Annotated in this window: 11 protein-coding genes; 8 read left to right on the top strand and 3 right to left on the bottom strand. The window is 64.3% G+C overall.

Annotated elements, in window-relative coordinates; translation table 11 throughout:
* Position 1: 1 nt before the first annotated feature.
* The 3 genes from cyoA to hmpA form a co-directional block, all read right to left on the bottom strand.
* The gene (cyoA, locus tag R9B85_RS16840) at positions 2-946 is read right to left on the bottom strand and encodes a ubiquinol oxidase subunit II (protein WP_015268993.1); all 945 of its coding nucleotides are present in this window, start codon (positions 944-946) and stop codon (positions 2-4) included.
* Between the two features lie 558 nt (positions 947-1,504).
* Entirely contained in the window at positions 1,505-2,011 is a 507-nt protein-coding gene (locus tag R9B85_RS16835) for a disulfide bond formation protein B (protein WP_112252038.1), read from the bottom strand.
* Positions 2,012-2,570: 559 nt separating this feature from the next.
* A complete protein-coding gene (gene hmpA / locus R9B85_RS16830) occupies positions 2,571-3,749 on the bottom strand; it encodes an NO-inducible flavohemoprotein (protein ID WP_075043809.1) in 1,179 nt (392 codons plus the stop codon).
* A 154-nt stretch (positions 3,750-3,903) separates the two neighbouring features.
* On the opposite strand from hmpA, the gene norR reads away from it, so the two are divergent.
* The 8 genes from norR to R9B85_RS16790 all read left to right on the top strand — a co-directional run bounded on the left by norR (position 3,904) and on the right by R9B85_RS16790 (position 14,323).
* A complete protein-coding gene (gene norR, locus R9B85_RS16825; protein ID WP_423770388.1) occupies positions 3,904-5,457 on the top strand; it encodes a nitric oxide reductase transcriptional regulator NorR in 1,554 nt (517 codons plus the stop codon).
* A gap of 189 nt (positions 5,458-5,646) precedes the next feature.
* Complete coding sequence (locus R9B85_RS16820) at positions 5,647-6,546, top strand: chemotaxis protein (protein WP_133970310.1); 900 nt, start codon at positions 5,647-5,649, stop codon at positions 6,544-6,546.
* Between the two features lie 88 nt (positions 6,547-6,634).
* The gene (locus R9B85_RS16815; protein WP_112252035.1) at positions 6,635-6,946 is read left to right on the top strand and encodes a hypothetical protein; all 312 of its coding nucleotides are present in this window, start codon (positions 6,635-6,637) and stop codon (positions 6,944-6,946) included.
* Entirely contained in the window at positions 6,943-7,677 is a 735-nt protein-coding gene (locus R9B85_RS16810; protein ID WP_112252034.1) for a YkgJ family cysteine cluster protein, read from the top strand. Before R9B85_RS16815 ends, R9B85_RS16810 begins: the two co-directional genes overlap by 4 nt.
* Before the next feature lie 331 nt (positions 7,678-8,008).
* Entirely contained in the window at positions 8,009-9,172 is a 1,164-nt protein-coding gene (locus R9B85_RS16805; protein WP_423770387.1) for an efflux RND transporter periplasmic adaptor subunit, read from the top strand.
* A complete protein-coding gene (locus R9B85_RS16800) occupies positions 9,169-12,267 on the top strand; it encodes a multidrug efflux RND transporter permease subunit (RefSeq protein WP_112252032.1) in 3,099 nt (1,032 codons plus the stop codon). Before R9B85_RS16805 ends, R9B85_RS16800 begins: the two co-directional genes overlap by 4 nt.
* A 3-nt stretch (positions 12,268-12,270) precedes the next feature.
* Positions 12,271-12,945, top strand: a complete 675-nt coding sequence (locus tag R9B85_RS16795; RefSeq protein WP_025337735.1) for a heavy metal response regulator transcription factor — start codon at positions 12,271-12,273, stop codon at positions 12,943-12,945.
* On the top strand, positions 12,920-14,323 hold the full coding sequence (locus R9B85_RS16790) for a heavy metal sensor histidine kinase (protein ID WP_215520296.1): 1,404 nt from the start codon (positions 12,920-12,922) through the stop codon (positions 14,321-14,323). The genes R9B85_RS16795 and R9B85_RS16790 overlap by 26 nt, the downstream gene beginning before the upstream one ends.
* Positions 14,324-14,388: the final 65 nt, after the last annotated feature.

Here is a 14,388-nt window from a genome sequence, read left to right as displayed (position 1 = left end):
CTTACTCCTCTGCACCGGCAGCTGGTTGCATACTCGATTCCACACCCTTGGTAGTGGCCAGATCTTTGCTGCCTGCTTCTTCGTGGCTCGGACGACCGCGGTTCATGCCTTCGTACTTGTCGACGATCAGCTGGAACTGGTCAGGCGAAGCCTCGCTATACAGCGCGACTGGGTTGTTTTCGCTTGGTTTGGCCAAGGCGTCGTATTCGGCCTTGTCCAGCTTCTTCGGCGACTGCTTGACCTCGGCGACCCACTTGTCGAAGTCTTCCTGAGAGGTGGCAGTAGCCTTGAATTTCATGCCGGTGAAGCCAGCACCGCTGTAGTTGGCGCTGATACCGTCGAACTCGCCGTTTTCGTTGGCGATCAGGTGCAGCTTGGTGGTCATGCCGGCCATGGCGTAGATCTGGCCGCCCAGGCCCGGGATGAAGAACGAGTTCATCACGGCGTCGGAAGTGACGCGGAAGTTGACCGGGGTGTTAGCCGGGAAGACGATCTTGTTGACCGTGGCAATGCCCTGCTCCGGGTAGATGAACAGCCACTTCCAGTCCAGCGCGACCACGTCGATCTGCACCGGCTTCACATCGGAATCCAGCGGACGGTACGGGTCCAGCTTGTGGGTGGAGTGGTAGGTGAAGTAGCCCAGGGCGATGATGATCAGGATCGGGATGATCCACACCGCGGCTTCGATCTTGGTCGAGTGCGACCAGTCAGGGGTGTAGGTGGCAGCCTTGTTGGAAGCACGGTACTTCCAGGCGAAAACCACGGTCATGATAATGACAGGAATCACCACCAGCAGCATCAGGCCGGTAGCGATCAGGATCAGGTTCTTTTGCTCAATGCCGACCTGACCTTTCGGGTCGAGCAGGGTCCAGTTGCACCCACTGAGTAAAAGCATGCCTAAAAAGGGCAATATGCCAAACAGTCTGGGGTAACGCTTTTTACTCATCTCACGACCTCTAGATCAGCTTGCTTCAATGCAATTTGTGTTTTGGTAGCCAACACTTCGTCCTGCCAAGTGCGGCAATTCGCGCCCGTACTCGCTCCTGCCCGGGTCCGGCTGCAGGACCTTGGCGTCAAAGCGTGTTAGCGGTGCTTATGGTTTCGTAGGCAACAGGCCTGTACTTCAGACCAAGTCCATTTGGTGCGGAAAACGCGGAGGGGGGTCCGCCCGGTATCGCCGTTTGGCGAAACTTGACGAAGTCAGCAAAAAGGAGCGCTGGGGCTTCCTTCAATCCTGCGACTCGCAAGCAGTGCCGAACGGAAATTGGGGGCGATTGTAGATAGGTCGCCAACCCTTGACTATGACTTATTGAGCAACAGTCCTTTACAGAATCCGTAACAATACTGCTCAAAAATTCAACTTCGCGACAGTTTGTCGCACCCCGCTTGATAGGCCCCAAAGCCGCATTCTGCAAGGCCTCTAGGTTGATCTGGATCAAGCGGGGAGCGGATTTCCCCTCTTCTCATGCGGCGTAAAAGACCCCATGCAATTCGGGACTTTTGTCTAAGCCCGGCGTCGGTTGCGATAGATCCCGAGCGGAACCAGGACAGCTGTCAGGACGAACGCCACCAGCGCCCATTGCGCCAGCGACAGACCGAGGATCGGCGGGTACGGCGTGCTGCAGAAGCCGTCGACCTGGAACACCAGCGGCCAGAGCTTGGCAAGCGGCAGGTCGTCCACGATCGGCTGCAGGGTGTCGATGCCGCAACTGACCATGGGGTTGGCGAGTATATACACATGGTTGCCGGCCGCAACGATTCCGCCAATGGCGCTGAGCACCACCAGTGCCTCGAAGAAGGTCAGGCTGCGGCGCCCGGGCATCGCCGCGGCGATGAAGGCGAACACGGCGATGAACAACAGCGCATAACGTTGCAGGATGCACAGCGGGCATGGTGCCTCGCCCAGGACCACCTGCATGTAGAGGGCGCCACCGATCAGCGAAATGCAGATCAGGCCCAACAGTACCAGAAAGCGCCGTTCCCGATTCAGGCGCGATGTTTGTTCGTTCATTGCCGATTCCTTCGATGGATAGTGGCAGCGTGATCCGCCTGCCTGGCGCAAGTCTACACGCTGGGCAGGGCCTTTGAGCGTGCCGAGGAAGCGGCGTGATAGCGCTGCGCAGGGCTATCCGGTGTGGCTGAGACCGGCCGCAACGACGTCGGTTCAACGCCGGGCGGCAAAAAAGCGGCTGCCCGGATGCCGCGCAGGGGCAAGCCCCCTCGACACCCGGGAGTGAAGGATACCGTGATTAAAGGAGGATTAAAGATGAAAGCTGCACAGTCGCTTTCATCTCTCCTTTATATAGGCAGGAACATGAGGTGCGGCCCAGCCGCTGGCAAGCCAGCCCCCAGGCGACGAATGCGATCGACCGTTTCGTTCTCGATTACCCACGGGCGGGAGCAGTGCCGCAAGAGAGCTGGCTTGCCAGCGGTTGGGATGAATGTTTCATGAGCCTGTGCTGGCCCTTTCGCGGGTAAACCCGCTCCCACAGGGATCGCACAGGTCTCAGGCGCTGTGGGTTACCTGTGGGAGCGGGTTTACCCGCGAAAGGGCCAGTGCAGGCGCTACATCACTCCAGCGCAGCCGCCGGCCCGAAGAACTCGTAGCGGCTCTGCTGCTCTGGCACACCCAGGCCCTTCAACTGGCGCTTGACCGCCGCCATGAAGCCCTTGGGCCCGAGGAAGTAGGCATCCACGTCACGCTCCTGCGGCAGCCACTCGGCCAGCAGGTCCTCGCTCAGCAGGCCCACGGCATCGGCCGCGGCACCGCCCTGCGGCTCTGCATAGCAGTAGAAGCGCTTGAGCTGAGGGTGACGCTCGGCCAGCTCGTCGATCCAGTCGCGGAAGGCATGCACGGCGCCGTTACGGGCGCAGTGAATGAAATGCACCTCACGCTGGGTTTGCAGTGCCGCCTGCAGCATTGGCAGAGTCGGGGTAATACCCACGCCACCGCTGATCAGCACCAGCGGCTTGTCGCTCGCCGCCAGGGTGAAGTCGCCAGCCGGCGGGAACAGCTGCAGGGTATCGCCCACCGCCAGCACGTCGTGCAGGTAGTTGGAGACCTTGCCACCCGCCTCGCGCTTGACGCTGATGCGGTATTCCTTGCCGTCGCACAGCGCCGACAGGGAATAGTTTCGGCGCTGCTCGGCGCCGTCGATGTCCAGCTTCAGGCCGATATACTGGCCAGGCTCGGCCTTGAGCACCGGCTTGCCATCCACCGGGGCAAAATAGAACGAAACGATTTCGCTGCTTTCCTGCTCACGCCGTACCAGGCGGAATTCACGGGTACCGCGCCAGCCGCCTTCGGCTTCTTCCTTCTGTTTATAAAGGTTCTCTTCCGCGCCGATCAGAATGTCGGCCAGCTGGCCATAGGCCGCGCCCCAGGCGTCGATCACGGCGGGGGTGGCGATTTCCTTGCCCAGCACTTCTTCGATGGCGCGCAGCAGGCAGCTGCCGACGATCGGGTAGTGCTCCGGCAGAATCTGCAGGGCAACATGCTTGTTGATGATCTGGCCGACCAGGCCGCCAAGCTGCTCCAGCTGGTCGATGTGGCGGGCATACATCAGCACGCCGTTGGCCAGGGCGCGCGGTTGGTCACCGCTGGCCTGGTGGGCCTGATTGAACAGCGGACGCACTTGCGGGTACTCGCTGAGCATCATCTTGTAGAAGTGGGTGGTCAGCGCTTCGCCGCCGCTTTCCAGCAGGGGGACAGTGGCCTTGATGATTGCACGTTGTTCGGCATTGAGCATTGCAACAACTCCTGAGCCTGTGGCTTCAAATGACTGCCCGAGCTGTTACATCAATCATGCCAACTTTTATCTCCAGGAAAATCAGGGGGTTGACGCAGGTCATGTCAAAACGACCCACCCCAACGTATAGTCATATCGACCCACAGGAGTCCATATGACCACGAAGCCCCTGCTCACCACTCTGCTGCCCTTGGTCAGCGACCTTTCCCGTGACTTGCCCGACCAGGAACGCTATCGCCGCCTGCTACAGGCCATGCGTGGGCTGCTGCCCTGCGATGCCGCCGCGCTACTGCGCCTGGACGGTGAGTGGCTGGTGCCGCTGGCGGTGGACGGCCTGAGCCCCGATACCCTGGGCCGGCGCTTCCGGATCAGCGAGCACCCACGCTTCCAGATCCTGCTCAGCAGCCCGGAACCCACCCGCTTCGCCAGCGACTCCGAACTGCCCGACCCTTACGACGGCCTGGTCAACGCCCCCCATGCCAACCTGGAAGTACATGACTGCATGGGTTGCCCGTTGATGGTCGACGAGCGCCCTTGGGGCCTGGTTACCCTCGATGCGCTGACCCCCGGGCAGTTCCAGAGCCTGGAGCTGGGCGCCCTGCAGGCCTTCGCCAGCCTGGCCGCCGCCACGGTCACCGTGGCCGAGCGCATCGAGCACCTGGCCCTGCGCGCGGAAGACGAACACCACCGCGCGGAGATCTACCGCCAGGCCAGCGGCCAGGACAAGGAGCTGATTGGCCAGAGCCCCGCGCACAAGCGCCTGGTGGAGGAAATCCGCCTGGTCGGTGGTAGTGACCTGACCGTGCTGATCACCGGTGAGACCGGGGTCGGCAAGGAGTTGGTGGCCCAGGCCCTGCATCAGGCCAGTAACCGCGCTGGCAAACCGCTGGTAAGCCTCAACTGTGCCGCCCTGCCCGACACCCTGGTCGAAAGCGAACTGTTCGGCCATGTGCGCGGTGCCTTCACTGGCGCCCATGGCGAGCGCCGCGGCAAGTTCGAGCTCGCCAATGGCGGCACGCTGTTCCTCGATGAGGTCGGTGAACTGCCGCTGACGGTGCAGGCCAAACTGCTGCGGGTGCTGCAGAGCGGCCAGTTGCAGCGCCTGGGCTCGGACCGCGAGCACCGGGTGGATGTGCGCCTGATCGCCGCGACTAACCGCGACCTGGCGGCAGAAGTACGCGCTGGCAACTTCCGCGCCGACTTCTACCATCGCCTCAGCGTATACCCGCTGCACGTGCCGCCGTTGCGCGAACGTGGGCGCGATGTGCTGTTACTGGCTGGCTACTTTCTCGAACAGAACCGCTCGCGCCTGGGCCTGAACAGCCTGCGCCTGAGCAGCGAGGCCCAGTCTGCGCTGCTGGCCTATGACTGGCCGGGCAACGTGCGTGAACTGGAACACCTGATCGGTCGCTCGGCGCTCAAGGCGCTGGGCCAGCATTCCGACAGGCCGCGCATCCTCACCCTGGAGGCCATCGACCTGGACCTGCGCGCAACGATAACGCCCGGCACCCCGCCCTCCCCTGCCGCGCCCCTGCCGGCGGCACCGCTACCCGAGGGGGGCCTGCGCGAAGCCGTCGACGACTACCAGCGCCAGGTGATCGAGGCCTGCCTGCAACGACACGAAGATAACTGGGCAGCGGCTGCCCGGGAACTCGGCCTGGACCGCGCCAACCTCAGTCGCCTGGCCCGTAGGCTCGGGCTGCGCTGAGTAGGAATCCTGGGGGCGCTTTGCGCCCCATCGCGACACAAGGCCGCTCCTACAAGGGACCGCGATCCCCTGTAGGAGCGGCCTTGTGTCGCGATGGGCTGCAAAGCAGCCCCAGAATCCCCACGCCCGCTAAAGCCCGACCAAAACAGGCCGATAACCGGTTATCCCCTGTTCCCCACGAAGGTCACCATGGCCACGCAAAATGCCCGCGCGGATTCGCTGTCCCTGCTGCTGTTCACCCTGCGCAGCGGCAAGTTGATGGCAATCAACCTGCTCAAGGTCAGCGAGATAATCCCCTGCCCGCCGCTGACCAAGCTGCCCGAATCGCACCCTCACGTGAAAGGCGTGGCGACCCTGCGCGGCAATCCGCTGTCGGTCATCGACCTGTCCCGCGCCATCGGCGAACGGCCGCTGGCCGACCCGGACGGCGGCTGCCTGATCGTCACCGAGATCAGCCGCTCGCGCCAGGGCCTGCATGTGCAGGCGGTCAGCCGCATCGTGCATTGCCTGAGCACCGACATCAAACCACCACCCTACGGCTCGGGCAGCCGCTCGTTCATCACCGGCGTGACCCGGGTCGACAACACCCTGGTGCAGGTGCTGGACATCGAAAAAGTCATCCATGCCATCGCCCCGCCGGTACCCGAGCAGCCTCACGGCACCTTGAGCGAGGAAGACGCCAGCCTGCTGGCCGCCGCCAACATCCTGGTGGTGGACGACAGCCAGGTGGCCCTGCAGCAGTCGGTGCACACCCTGCGCAACCTCGGCATCGAATGCCACACCGCGCGCAGCGCCAAGGACGCCATCAACGTGTTGCTGGAACTGCAAGGCACCGCGCAGGAAATCAACGTGATCGTCTCCGACATCGAAATGAGCGAAATGGACGGCTACGCCTTCACCCGTACCCTGCGCGAGACCCCCGACTTCCAGCACCTGTACATACTGCTGCATACCTCGCTGGACAGCGCCATGAGCAGCGAAAAGGCGACCCAGGCCGGGGCCAATGCCATCCTCACAAAGTTCTCCTCGCCGGAGCTGACCGATTGTCTGGTGGTGGCGGCGCGCACCGTGGTGTTCGCCGAGCGCTGATATATTCGGAGACAAACTCCCCGGCTTGCCGCCGGGGTCGAGTCGGGCATAATTCGCGCCCCTCGCAAGTAATTTGCCGGAATCGCGTATGAAGTTTCTCAGCTCTATCCTGATCACTTGCGCCCTCGTCAGCGGTATCGCCCAGGCCTCCAGCAGCCAGGCCTGGAACGAACAGCGCCAGCAGATGCTCAAGGCTTGCCTGGCCGCCAGCCAGTTCAAGGATGCCCACGCCCGCAGCAAGCCCGCCGAGTTCGATGACCAGGTCGGCATGAGCGCCCTGCTGATCGAAGGCGTCTACCCCCAGAAGCACATGCAGCAGCGTACCGGTACCGAGCTGTGCCTGTACGACCGCCAACAGCAGCGCGCCTTCGTCAGCGAATGGAGCCCGGAGGTCAAGTGACCGACAGCCTGCGTTTCGCCTGCACCGGCTGCGGCAAGTGCTGTACCGGCCACCACGTGCCCTTGACCCTGGCCGAAGCGCGCCGCTGGGCGGACAACGACGGCCAGGTGGTGGTGTTGATCGAAGCCTTCGTGGCGGACGGCCCTGGCATGCCGGTAGAACAGCGTGATCATGTGCTGCGTCGTTCATATCCCGTGCCCTGCGGCGACAGCGAAATACGCGTCTCGGTGACCTTCGCCGCGTTCAACCCCGGACGCTGCCGCAACCTCGACGACAACGACCTGTGCACCATCTATGACCAGCGGCCGCTGGTATGTCGCATCTACCCGGTGGAAATAAACCCGCATATCCCGCTGCGGCCGGGCAGCAAGGACTGCCCGCCGGAAGCCTGGCAGCAGGGGCCGGAGCTGATCCACGGCAGCCAACTGGTGGATGCCGGGCTGGAGGCGCTGGTGCAGGCCTCTCGCCAGGCCGACCGCGAGGACATCGCCGCCAAAGTGGCGGTGTGCCAGGCGCTGGGCATGACCACCAGTGCGCTCAAGGGCAACGGGTTTACTGCCTACTTGCCTGACATGGGCGCGTTCAGCGCGGCCCTGGCCCAGGCACCGGAGGCTGGCCGGGTACAGTGGGCCCTGCATGTGGAGGACACGGCGCTGGTGGCGAGTTTGCAGGAACATGGTTTGCGCACCACTAACGAGCCCCCGGTGTATTACGCCTTCATCAGCTTCTAGCGATGCCTTTGACGGGGCAACTGTCCTGTTCCAGATCTATGAACCGACGCCAGCTCTGTGGGAGCGGCTTTAGCCGCGAACACCGGCGCAGCCGGTGCCATGCTCCGCGTTAGACTCTTCGCGGGTAAACCCGCTCCCACAGGGTACGCGGATCGCCCTGCTGATCAGCTCTGTGCGCTACAGCGGAGCGCAAAAGGCGAGCGATTTCCTGCGGCGCAGGCGAAACTGACAGCGCTGTCAGCCAGCAGTCACGCTGCCGACCCGGTCCGGGGACTATAAGCTTGAATACAGACAACCGCTCCCCACCCATCTGGCCAAGGTGCCCGCACTAATGCGACGACCGCCCCGCCCTGTCATCCTCGCCGCCCTGGCGCTCCTTGTCCTGGCGGTAGCGGGCATCTGGTTCGGCCATCGCCAGCCAGCACCTGCCGCCCGCGCGCAAACCGCCATCCCGGTGCGCGTGGTGAATGTCGTGCAGCAGAACGTGCCGCGCTATGCCAGCGCCATCGGCTCGGTGCTGTCGCTGCACAGCGTCGAGGTGCGCCCGCAAGTGGAAGGGGTACTGACCCAGGTTCTGGTCAAGGAAGGCCAGTGGGTGAAGGAAGGCGACCTGCTGGCGACCCTCGACGACCGCGCCATCCGCGCCAGCCTCGACCAGGCCCGCGCCGAACTCGGCCAGAGCCAGGCGCAGATCCAGGTGGCCAATGTCGACCTGCAGCGCTACCGCCTGCTGAGTACCGACAACGGCGTGTCGAAGCAGACCCTCGACCAGCAGCAGGCCTTGGTCAACCGCCTGCAAGCCACGGTCAAGGGCAACCAGGCAGCCATCGCCAATGCCGAGGTGCAGCTGTCATACTCGCAGGTCCGCTCGCCAGTGACCGGTCGGGTGGGCATTCGCAACGTCGACCCGGGCAACCTGGTGCGTACCAGCGATACTCGCAGCCTGTTCAGCGTTACCCAGATCGACCCGATCGCCGTCGAATTCGCCCTGCCGCAGCAAATGCTGCCGACCCTGCAAAGCCTGCTGAAGGCGCCCACCCCGGCACTGGTGCAGGCCTACATGGATGCCGATGGCGAACGCAACCTGCTCGGTGAAGGCCACCTGGCACTGATCGACAACCAGATTTCCGCCACCACAGGCACCGTTCGGGTAAAAGCCGAATTCGACAACAAGGACGGCCGCCTTTGGCCGGGTCAGCTGGTCACCATCCGCTTGCGTACCGCCGTGGAAGAAAACGCCCTGGTGGTACCGCCGCCTGTGGTACAGCGCGGCGTCGACGGGCACTTCGTCTACCGCCTGGACGGTGACAAGGTCACCAGTGTGCCGGTCAAGGTGCTGTATCAGGACAGCGGGCTGAACATCATTGCCGGGGTCAAGCCGGGCGAGCGACTGGTGCTCGATGGCCAGTCGCGGCTCAAGCCTGGTTCGCGGGTCGAGGTAACCCCCGACGCCCCCGCGCCTTCGGAAATGGCCGACCGCCGGGGCCAGCCATGAACACGCGCAACGGTGTTTCGGCCTGGTGCATCGACCACCCCATCGCCACCCTGCTGCTGACCTTCGCCCTGGTGCTGCTGGGGGCCATCGCCTTCCCGCGCCTGCCGGTGGCCCCCCTGCCGGAAGCCGACTTCCCAACCATCCAGGTCACCGCCCAACTGCCTGGCGCCAGCCCGGAAACCATGGCCTCGTCGGTGGCCACGCCGCTGGAAGTGCAGTTCAGCGCCATTCCCGGCATGACCCAGATGACCAGCAGCAGCGCACTGGGCTCGACCAACCTGATCCTGCAGTTCACCCTCGACAAGAACATCGACACCGCCGCCCAGGAAGTGCAGGCGGCCATCAACACCGCCACCGCGCGTCTGCCACAAGACCTGCCCAACCCGCCGACCTGGCGCAAGGTCAACCCGGCCGACAGCCCGGTGCTGGTGCTGACGGTCAGCTCCAGCCAGATGCCCGGCAACGATCTCAGCGACTACGCCGAAACCCTGCTTGCGCGCCAGCTGAGCCAGATCGACGGGGTCGGCCTGATCAACATCACCGGGCAACTGCGCCCCGCAATTCGCGTGCAGGCGCAACCCGAGAAACTGGCCGCCATCGGCCTGACCCTGGCCGACTTGCGCCAGGCCATCCAGCAGACCAGCCTGAACCTGGCCAAGGGCGCGCTGTACGGCGAACACAGCGTGTCGACCATCGCCGCCAACGACCAATTGTTCCATCCCGACGACTACGCCCAGCTGATCGTCTCCTACCGCGACGGTGCACCGGTGCACCTGAAGGATGTGGCCAAGGTGATCAATGGTGCCGAGAACGCCTATGTCAAAGCCTGGTCCGGCGACCAGCCCGGGCTGAACCTGGTGATTTTCCGCCAGCCTGGCGCCAACATCGTCGATACCGTGGACCGGGTACTGGCTGCCCTGCCCAGGCTGCAGGAGATGCTGCCAGCCTCGGTCGAAGTGTCGGTGCTGCAGGACCGCACCCAGACCATCCGTGCCTCGCTGCATGAAGTGGAGCTGACCCTGATGATCGCCGTGGCCCTGGTGATCGGGGTAATGGCGCTGTTTCTGCGCCAGTGGTCGGCGACCCTGGTGGTGTCCAGCGTGCTCGGCGTATCGCTGATCGCCAGTTGCGCGCTGATGTACATCTTCGGCTTCAGCCTGAACAACCTGACCCTGGTGGCCATCGTCATCTCGGTGGGCTTCGTGGTAGACGATGCCATCGTCGTGGTGGAAAACATCCACCGCCACCTGGAGGCCGGCGACGACAGCCGTACTGCCGCGCTCAAGGGCGCCGGGGAAATCGGCTTCACCGTGGTGTCGATCAGTTTCTCGCTGATCGCCGCGTTCATCCCGCTGCTGTTCATGGGCGGCGTGGTCGGCCGGCTGTTCAAGGAGTTCGCCCTTACCGCCACCGCCACCATCCTGATTTCGGTGGTGGTTTCGCTGACCCTGGCGCCAACCCTGTGCGCACTGTTCATGCGCCGCCCGCCCGGAGAGCACAAGGGCGGCTTCGGCGAGCGGCTGGTCAGGTGGTACGAAAAGGGCCTGGACCGCGCCCTCGCCCATCAGCGCCTGACCCTCGGCATGTTCGGCCTGACCCTGGCCCTGGCGGTGGCCGGTTACGTGGGTATCCCTAAGGGCTTTTTCCCGCTGCAGGACACCGGCTTCATCCTCGGCACCAGCGAGGCGGCAGCGGATGTGTCGTACCCGTCGATGATCGAGAAGCACCAGGCGCTGGCCAGAATCATCCAGGCCGACCCGGCGGTGCGCGCGTTCTCCCACTCGGTGGGCGTCACCGGCAGCAACCAGACCATCGCCAACGGCCGCTTCTGGATCGCCCTCAAGCCGCGAGGCGAACGCGATGTGTCGGCCAGCGAACTGATCGACCGGCTGCGACCCAAGCTGGCTCAGGTGCCGGGCATCGTCCTGTACATGCGTGCCGGCCAGGACATCAACCTCAGCTCCGGCCCGTCACGCACCCAGTACCAGTACGTGCTCAAGAGCAACGACGGCATGGCGCTTAACCTGTGGACCCAGCGGCTGACCGAGCGCCTGCGGGAAAACCCGGCGTTCCGCGACCTGTCCAACGACCTGCAACTGGGTGCCAGCGTCACCCGCATCGATATCGACCGCCAGGCCGCGGCACGTTTCGGCCTGACCACCACCGACGTCGACCAGGCGTTGTACGACGCCTTCGGCCAGCGGCAGATCAGCGAATTCCAGACCGAGACCAACCAGTACAAGGTGATCCTCGAACTGGATGCCCGCCAGCGCGGCAAGGCCGAAAGCCTCAACTACTTCTACCTGCGCTCGCCGCTGAGCAACGAGATGGTGCCGCTGTCGGCAGTGGCCCATGTGGCGCCGCCCAGCACCGGGCCGCTGTCGATCAGCCACGATGGCCTGTTCCCGGCGGCCAACCTGTCGTTCAACCTGGCCCCGGGCGTGGCCCTGGGCGATGCGGTGACCATCCTTGAGCGCACCCAGCGTGAGCTGGGCATGCCCGACTCCATCAGCGGCAACTTCCAGGGCGCGGCCCAGGCCTTCCAGAGCTCGCTATCGAGCCAGCCGTGGCTGATCCTGGCAGCGCTGGTGGCGGTGTACATCATCCTCGGCGTGCTGTACGAAAGCTTCGTCCACCCGCTGACGATCATCTCCACCCTGCCCTCGGCCGGCCTCGGCGCACTGATCCTGTTGTGGGCCATGGGCCAGGACTTCAGCATCATGGGGCTGATCGGCGTGGTGCTGCTCATCGGTATCGTCAAGAAAAACGGCATCCTGCTGATCGACTTCGCCCTCGAAGCCCAACGCCGCCAGGGCCTGACCCCGGAGCAGGCGATCCACCAGGCCTGCCTGACGCGCTTCCGGCCGATCATCATGACCACCCTGGCCGCCTTGCTCGGTGCGGTGCCGCTGATGTTCGGCTTCGGCACCGGTTCCGAACTGCGCCAGCCACTGGGCATCGCCGTGGTTGGCGGCCTGCTGGTGAGCCAGGCGCTGACGCTGTTCACCACCCCGGTCATATACTTGGCCCTGGAGCGCCTGTTCCACCGCCGCCAGGTCGCCCATGCGGCGGCGCCCAGTGCCAACCAGGACTAGACCATGCGTGTGCTGATCATCGAAGACGAAGAAAAAACCGCCGACTACCTGCATCGCGGCCTCAGCGAGCAAGGGTTTACCGTCGACCTGGCGCGGGACGGCATCGATGGCCTGCACCTGGCCCTGGAAGGTGACTACGCAGTGATCGTGCTGGATGTGATGCTGCCGGGCCTGGACGGTTATGGCGTGCTGCGTGCCCTGCGCGCGCGCAAGCAGACACCGGTGATCATGCTGACCGCCCGGGAACGGGTCGAAGACCGTATCCATGGCCTGCGCGAGGGTGCCGACGACTATCTGGGCAAGCCGTTTTCCTTCCTCGAACTGGTTGCCCGCCTGCAAGCCCTTACCCGGCGTAGCAGCAACCATGAACCGTTGCAGGTGCAGGTGGGTGACCTGTGGATCGACCTGATGGCGCGCAAGGCCACGCGCGCCGGCCAGCGCCTGGAGCTGACGGCCAAGGAGTTCTCGCTGCTCAGCGTGCTGGCCCGCCGGCAAGGTGAAATCCTGTCGAAGACGGCGATTGCCGAGCTGGTCTGGGACATCAATTTCGACAGCGATGCCAACGTCGTCGAAGTGGCGATCAAGCGCCTGCGCGCCAAGCTCGACGGGCCTTTCGACAACAAGTTGCTGCACACCATCCGAGGCATGGGCTATGTCCTGGAAAACCGTGCGGGGTAATTCCATCGCGCTGCGCCTGTCGGCGCTATTCATCCTGGTGGCGCTCGGCGTGTTCCTGCTGATCGGTTCGGCGCTGTACCGCCAGGTCGACCGCAGCCTCGACCTGCTGCCACAGGCCGAGCTGGATGCGCGTTTCAGCGTGCTCGAGTCCACCCTCAACCGCTTCGGTACACCGGAGCACTGGGCCAAGATCAACAACAAGCTCAACCTGCTCAGCGAAGAGGACAAGCGCATTCGCTTCTGGGTGGTCAGCAGCAACCCGGCCTACGAATACGGTCACCCCAGCGAGCTGGTCCGCGCCTTCGCCGAAGGCGCGCAGGGCATGCGCGACCTGCGCCTGCCCGACCGGCCCTACCCTTACAAGGTGCTGGTCAGCGAACTGCCGGCACTGGGCGAGCGACCGCCGCTGCGCTTTCTGATCGGAATCGACACCGAAACCTTCTGGCAGGCCCAGCACAGCCTGCTGGTGGCAATTGTCGGGCTGGCGGTGCTCGGCGTGCTGCTGGCCTCGCTGCTGGGCTACTGGGTGGCGCGCATCGGCCTGCGCCCGCTGCTGGCGTTGTCCGTTGAGGCCCAGGCGCTGGCGCCACCGCGCCTGGACGGGCGCCTGCAGACTGAGAACCTGGCACCGGAGCTGGCCCAGTTCGCCGGCGCCTTCAATGCCGCACTGGACCGGGTCAGCCAGGCCTATACACGGCTCGAAGCCTTCAACGCCGACGTTGCCCACGAATTGCGCTCACCACTGACCAATCTGATCGGCCAGACCCAGGTGGCGCTGACCCGCGGGCGCAGCGCCGAGCACTACTTCGAAGTGCTGCAATCGAACCTTGAGGAACTGGAGCGCCTGCGCAGCATCATCAACGACATGCTGTTCCTGGCCAACGCCGACCAGGGCAGCAAGGCCACTGCCCTGACCCAGGCCTCGCTGGCCGAGGAGGTGGCGACCACCCTCGACTACCTGGACTACATTCTCGAAGACGCGCAGGTCAGCGTGAGCGTGAGCGGCGATGCCCAGGTGCCCATCGAAAAGGCCCAGCTGCGCCGGGCGCTGATCAACCTGCTGAACAACGCCGTGCAGCACACCGCACCGCACCAGGTGATCGCGGTGCAGATCGCGGACGGGCCGGAGCAGGTCAGCATCGCCGTGAGCAACCCGGGGCCGGCGATCGACGATGAGCACCTGCCATTGCTGTTCGAACGCTTCTACCGGGTGGATGCGGCACGTAGCAACAGTGGTGGCGGTAACCATGGGCTGGGGTTGGCGATCGTCAAGGCGATTGCGCTGATGCATGGTGGGGAGGTGTTTGTACGTAGTGCCGCTGGGTTCAATACATTCGGCATCCAATTGCCAGTTCTGAGGCCTGCGCGGTCTCTGTAGGAGCGGCCTTGTGTCGCGAAAGGGCTGCGTAGCAGCCCCCGGCAATTGTTGCTGTGGCACAAAAC

The sequence above is a fragment of the Pseudomonas sp. NLJ1 genome, assembly GCF_049486705.1.
Lineage (GTDB): Bacteria > Pseudomonadota > Gammaproteobacteria > Pseudomonadales > Pseudomonadaceae > Aquipseudomonas > Aquipseudomonas inefficax.
This window is presented reverse-complemented; position numbering and strand designations above follow the sequence as displayed.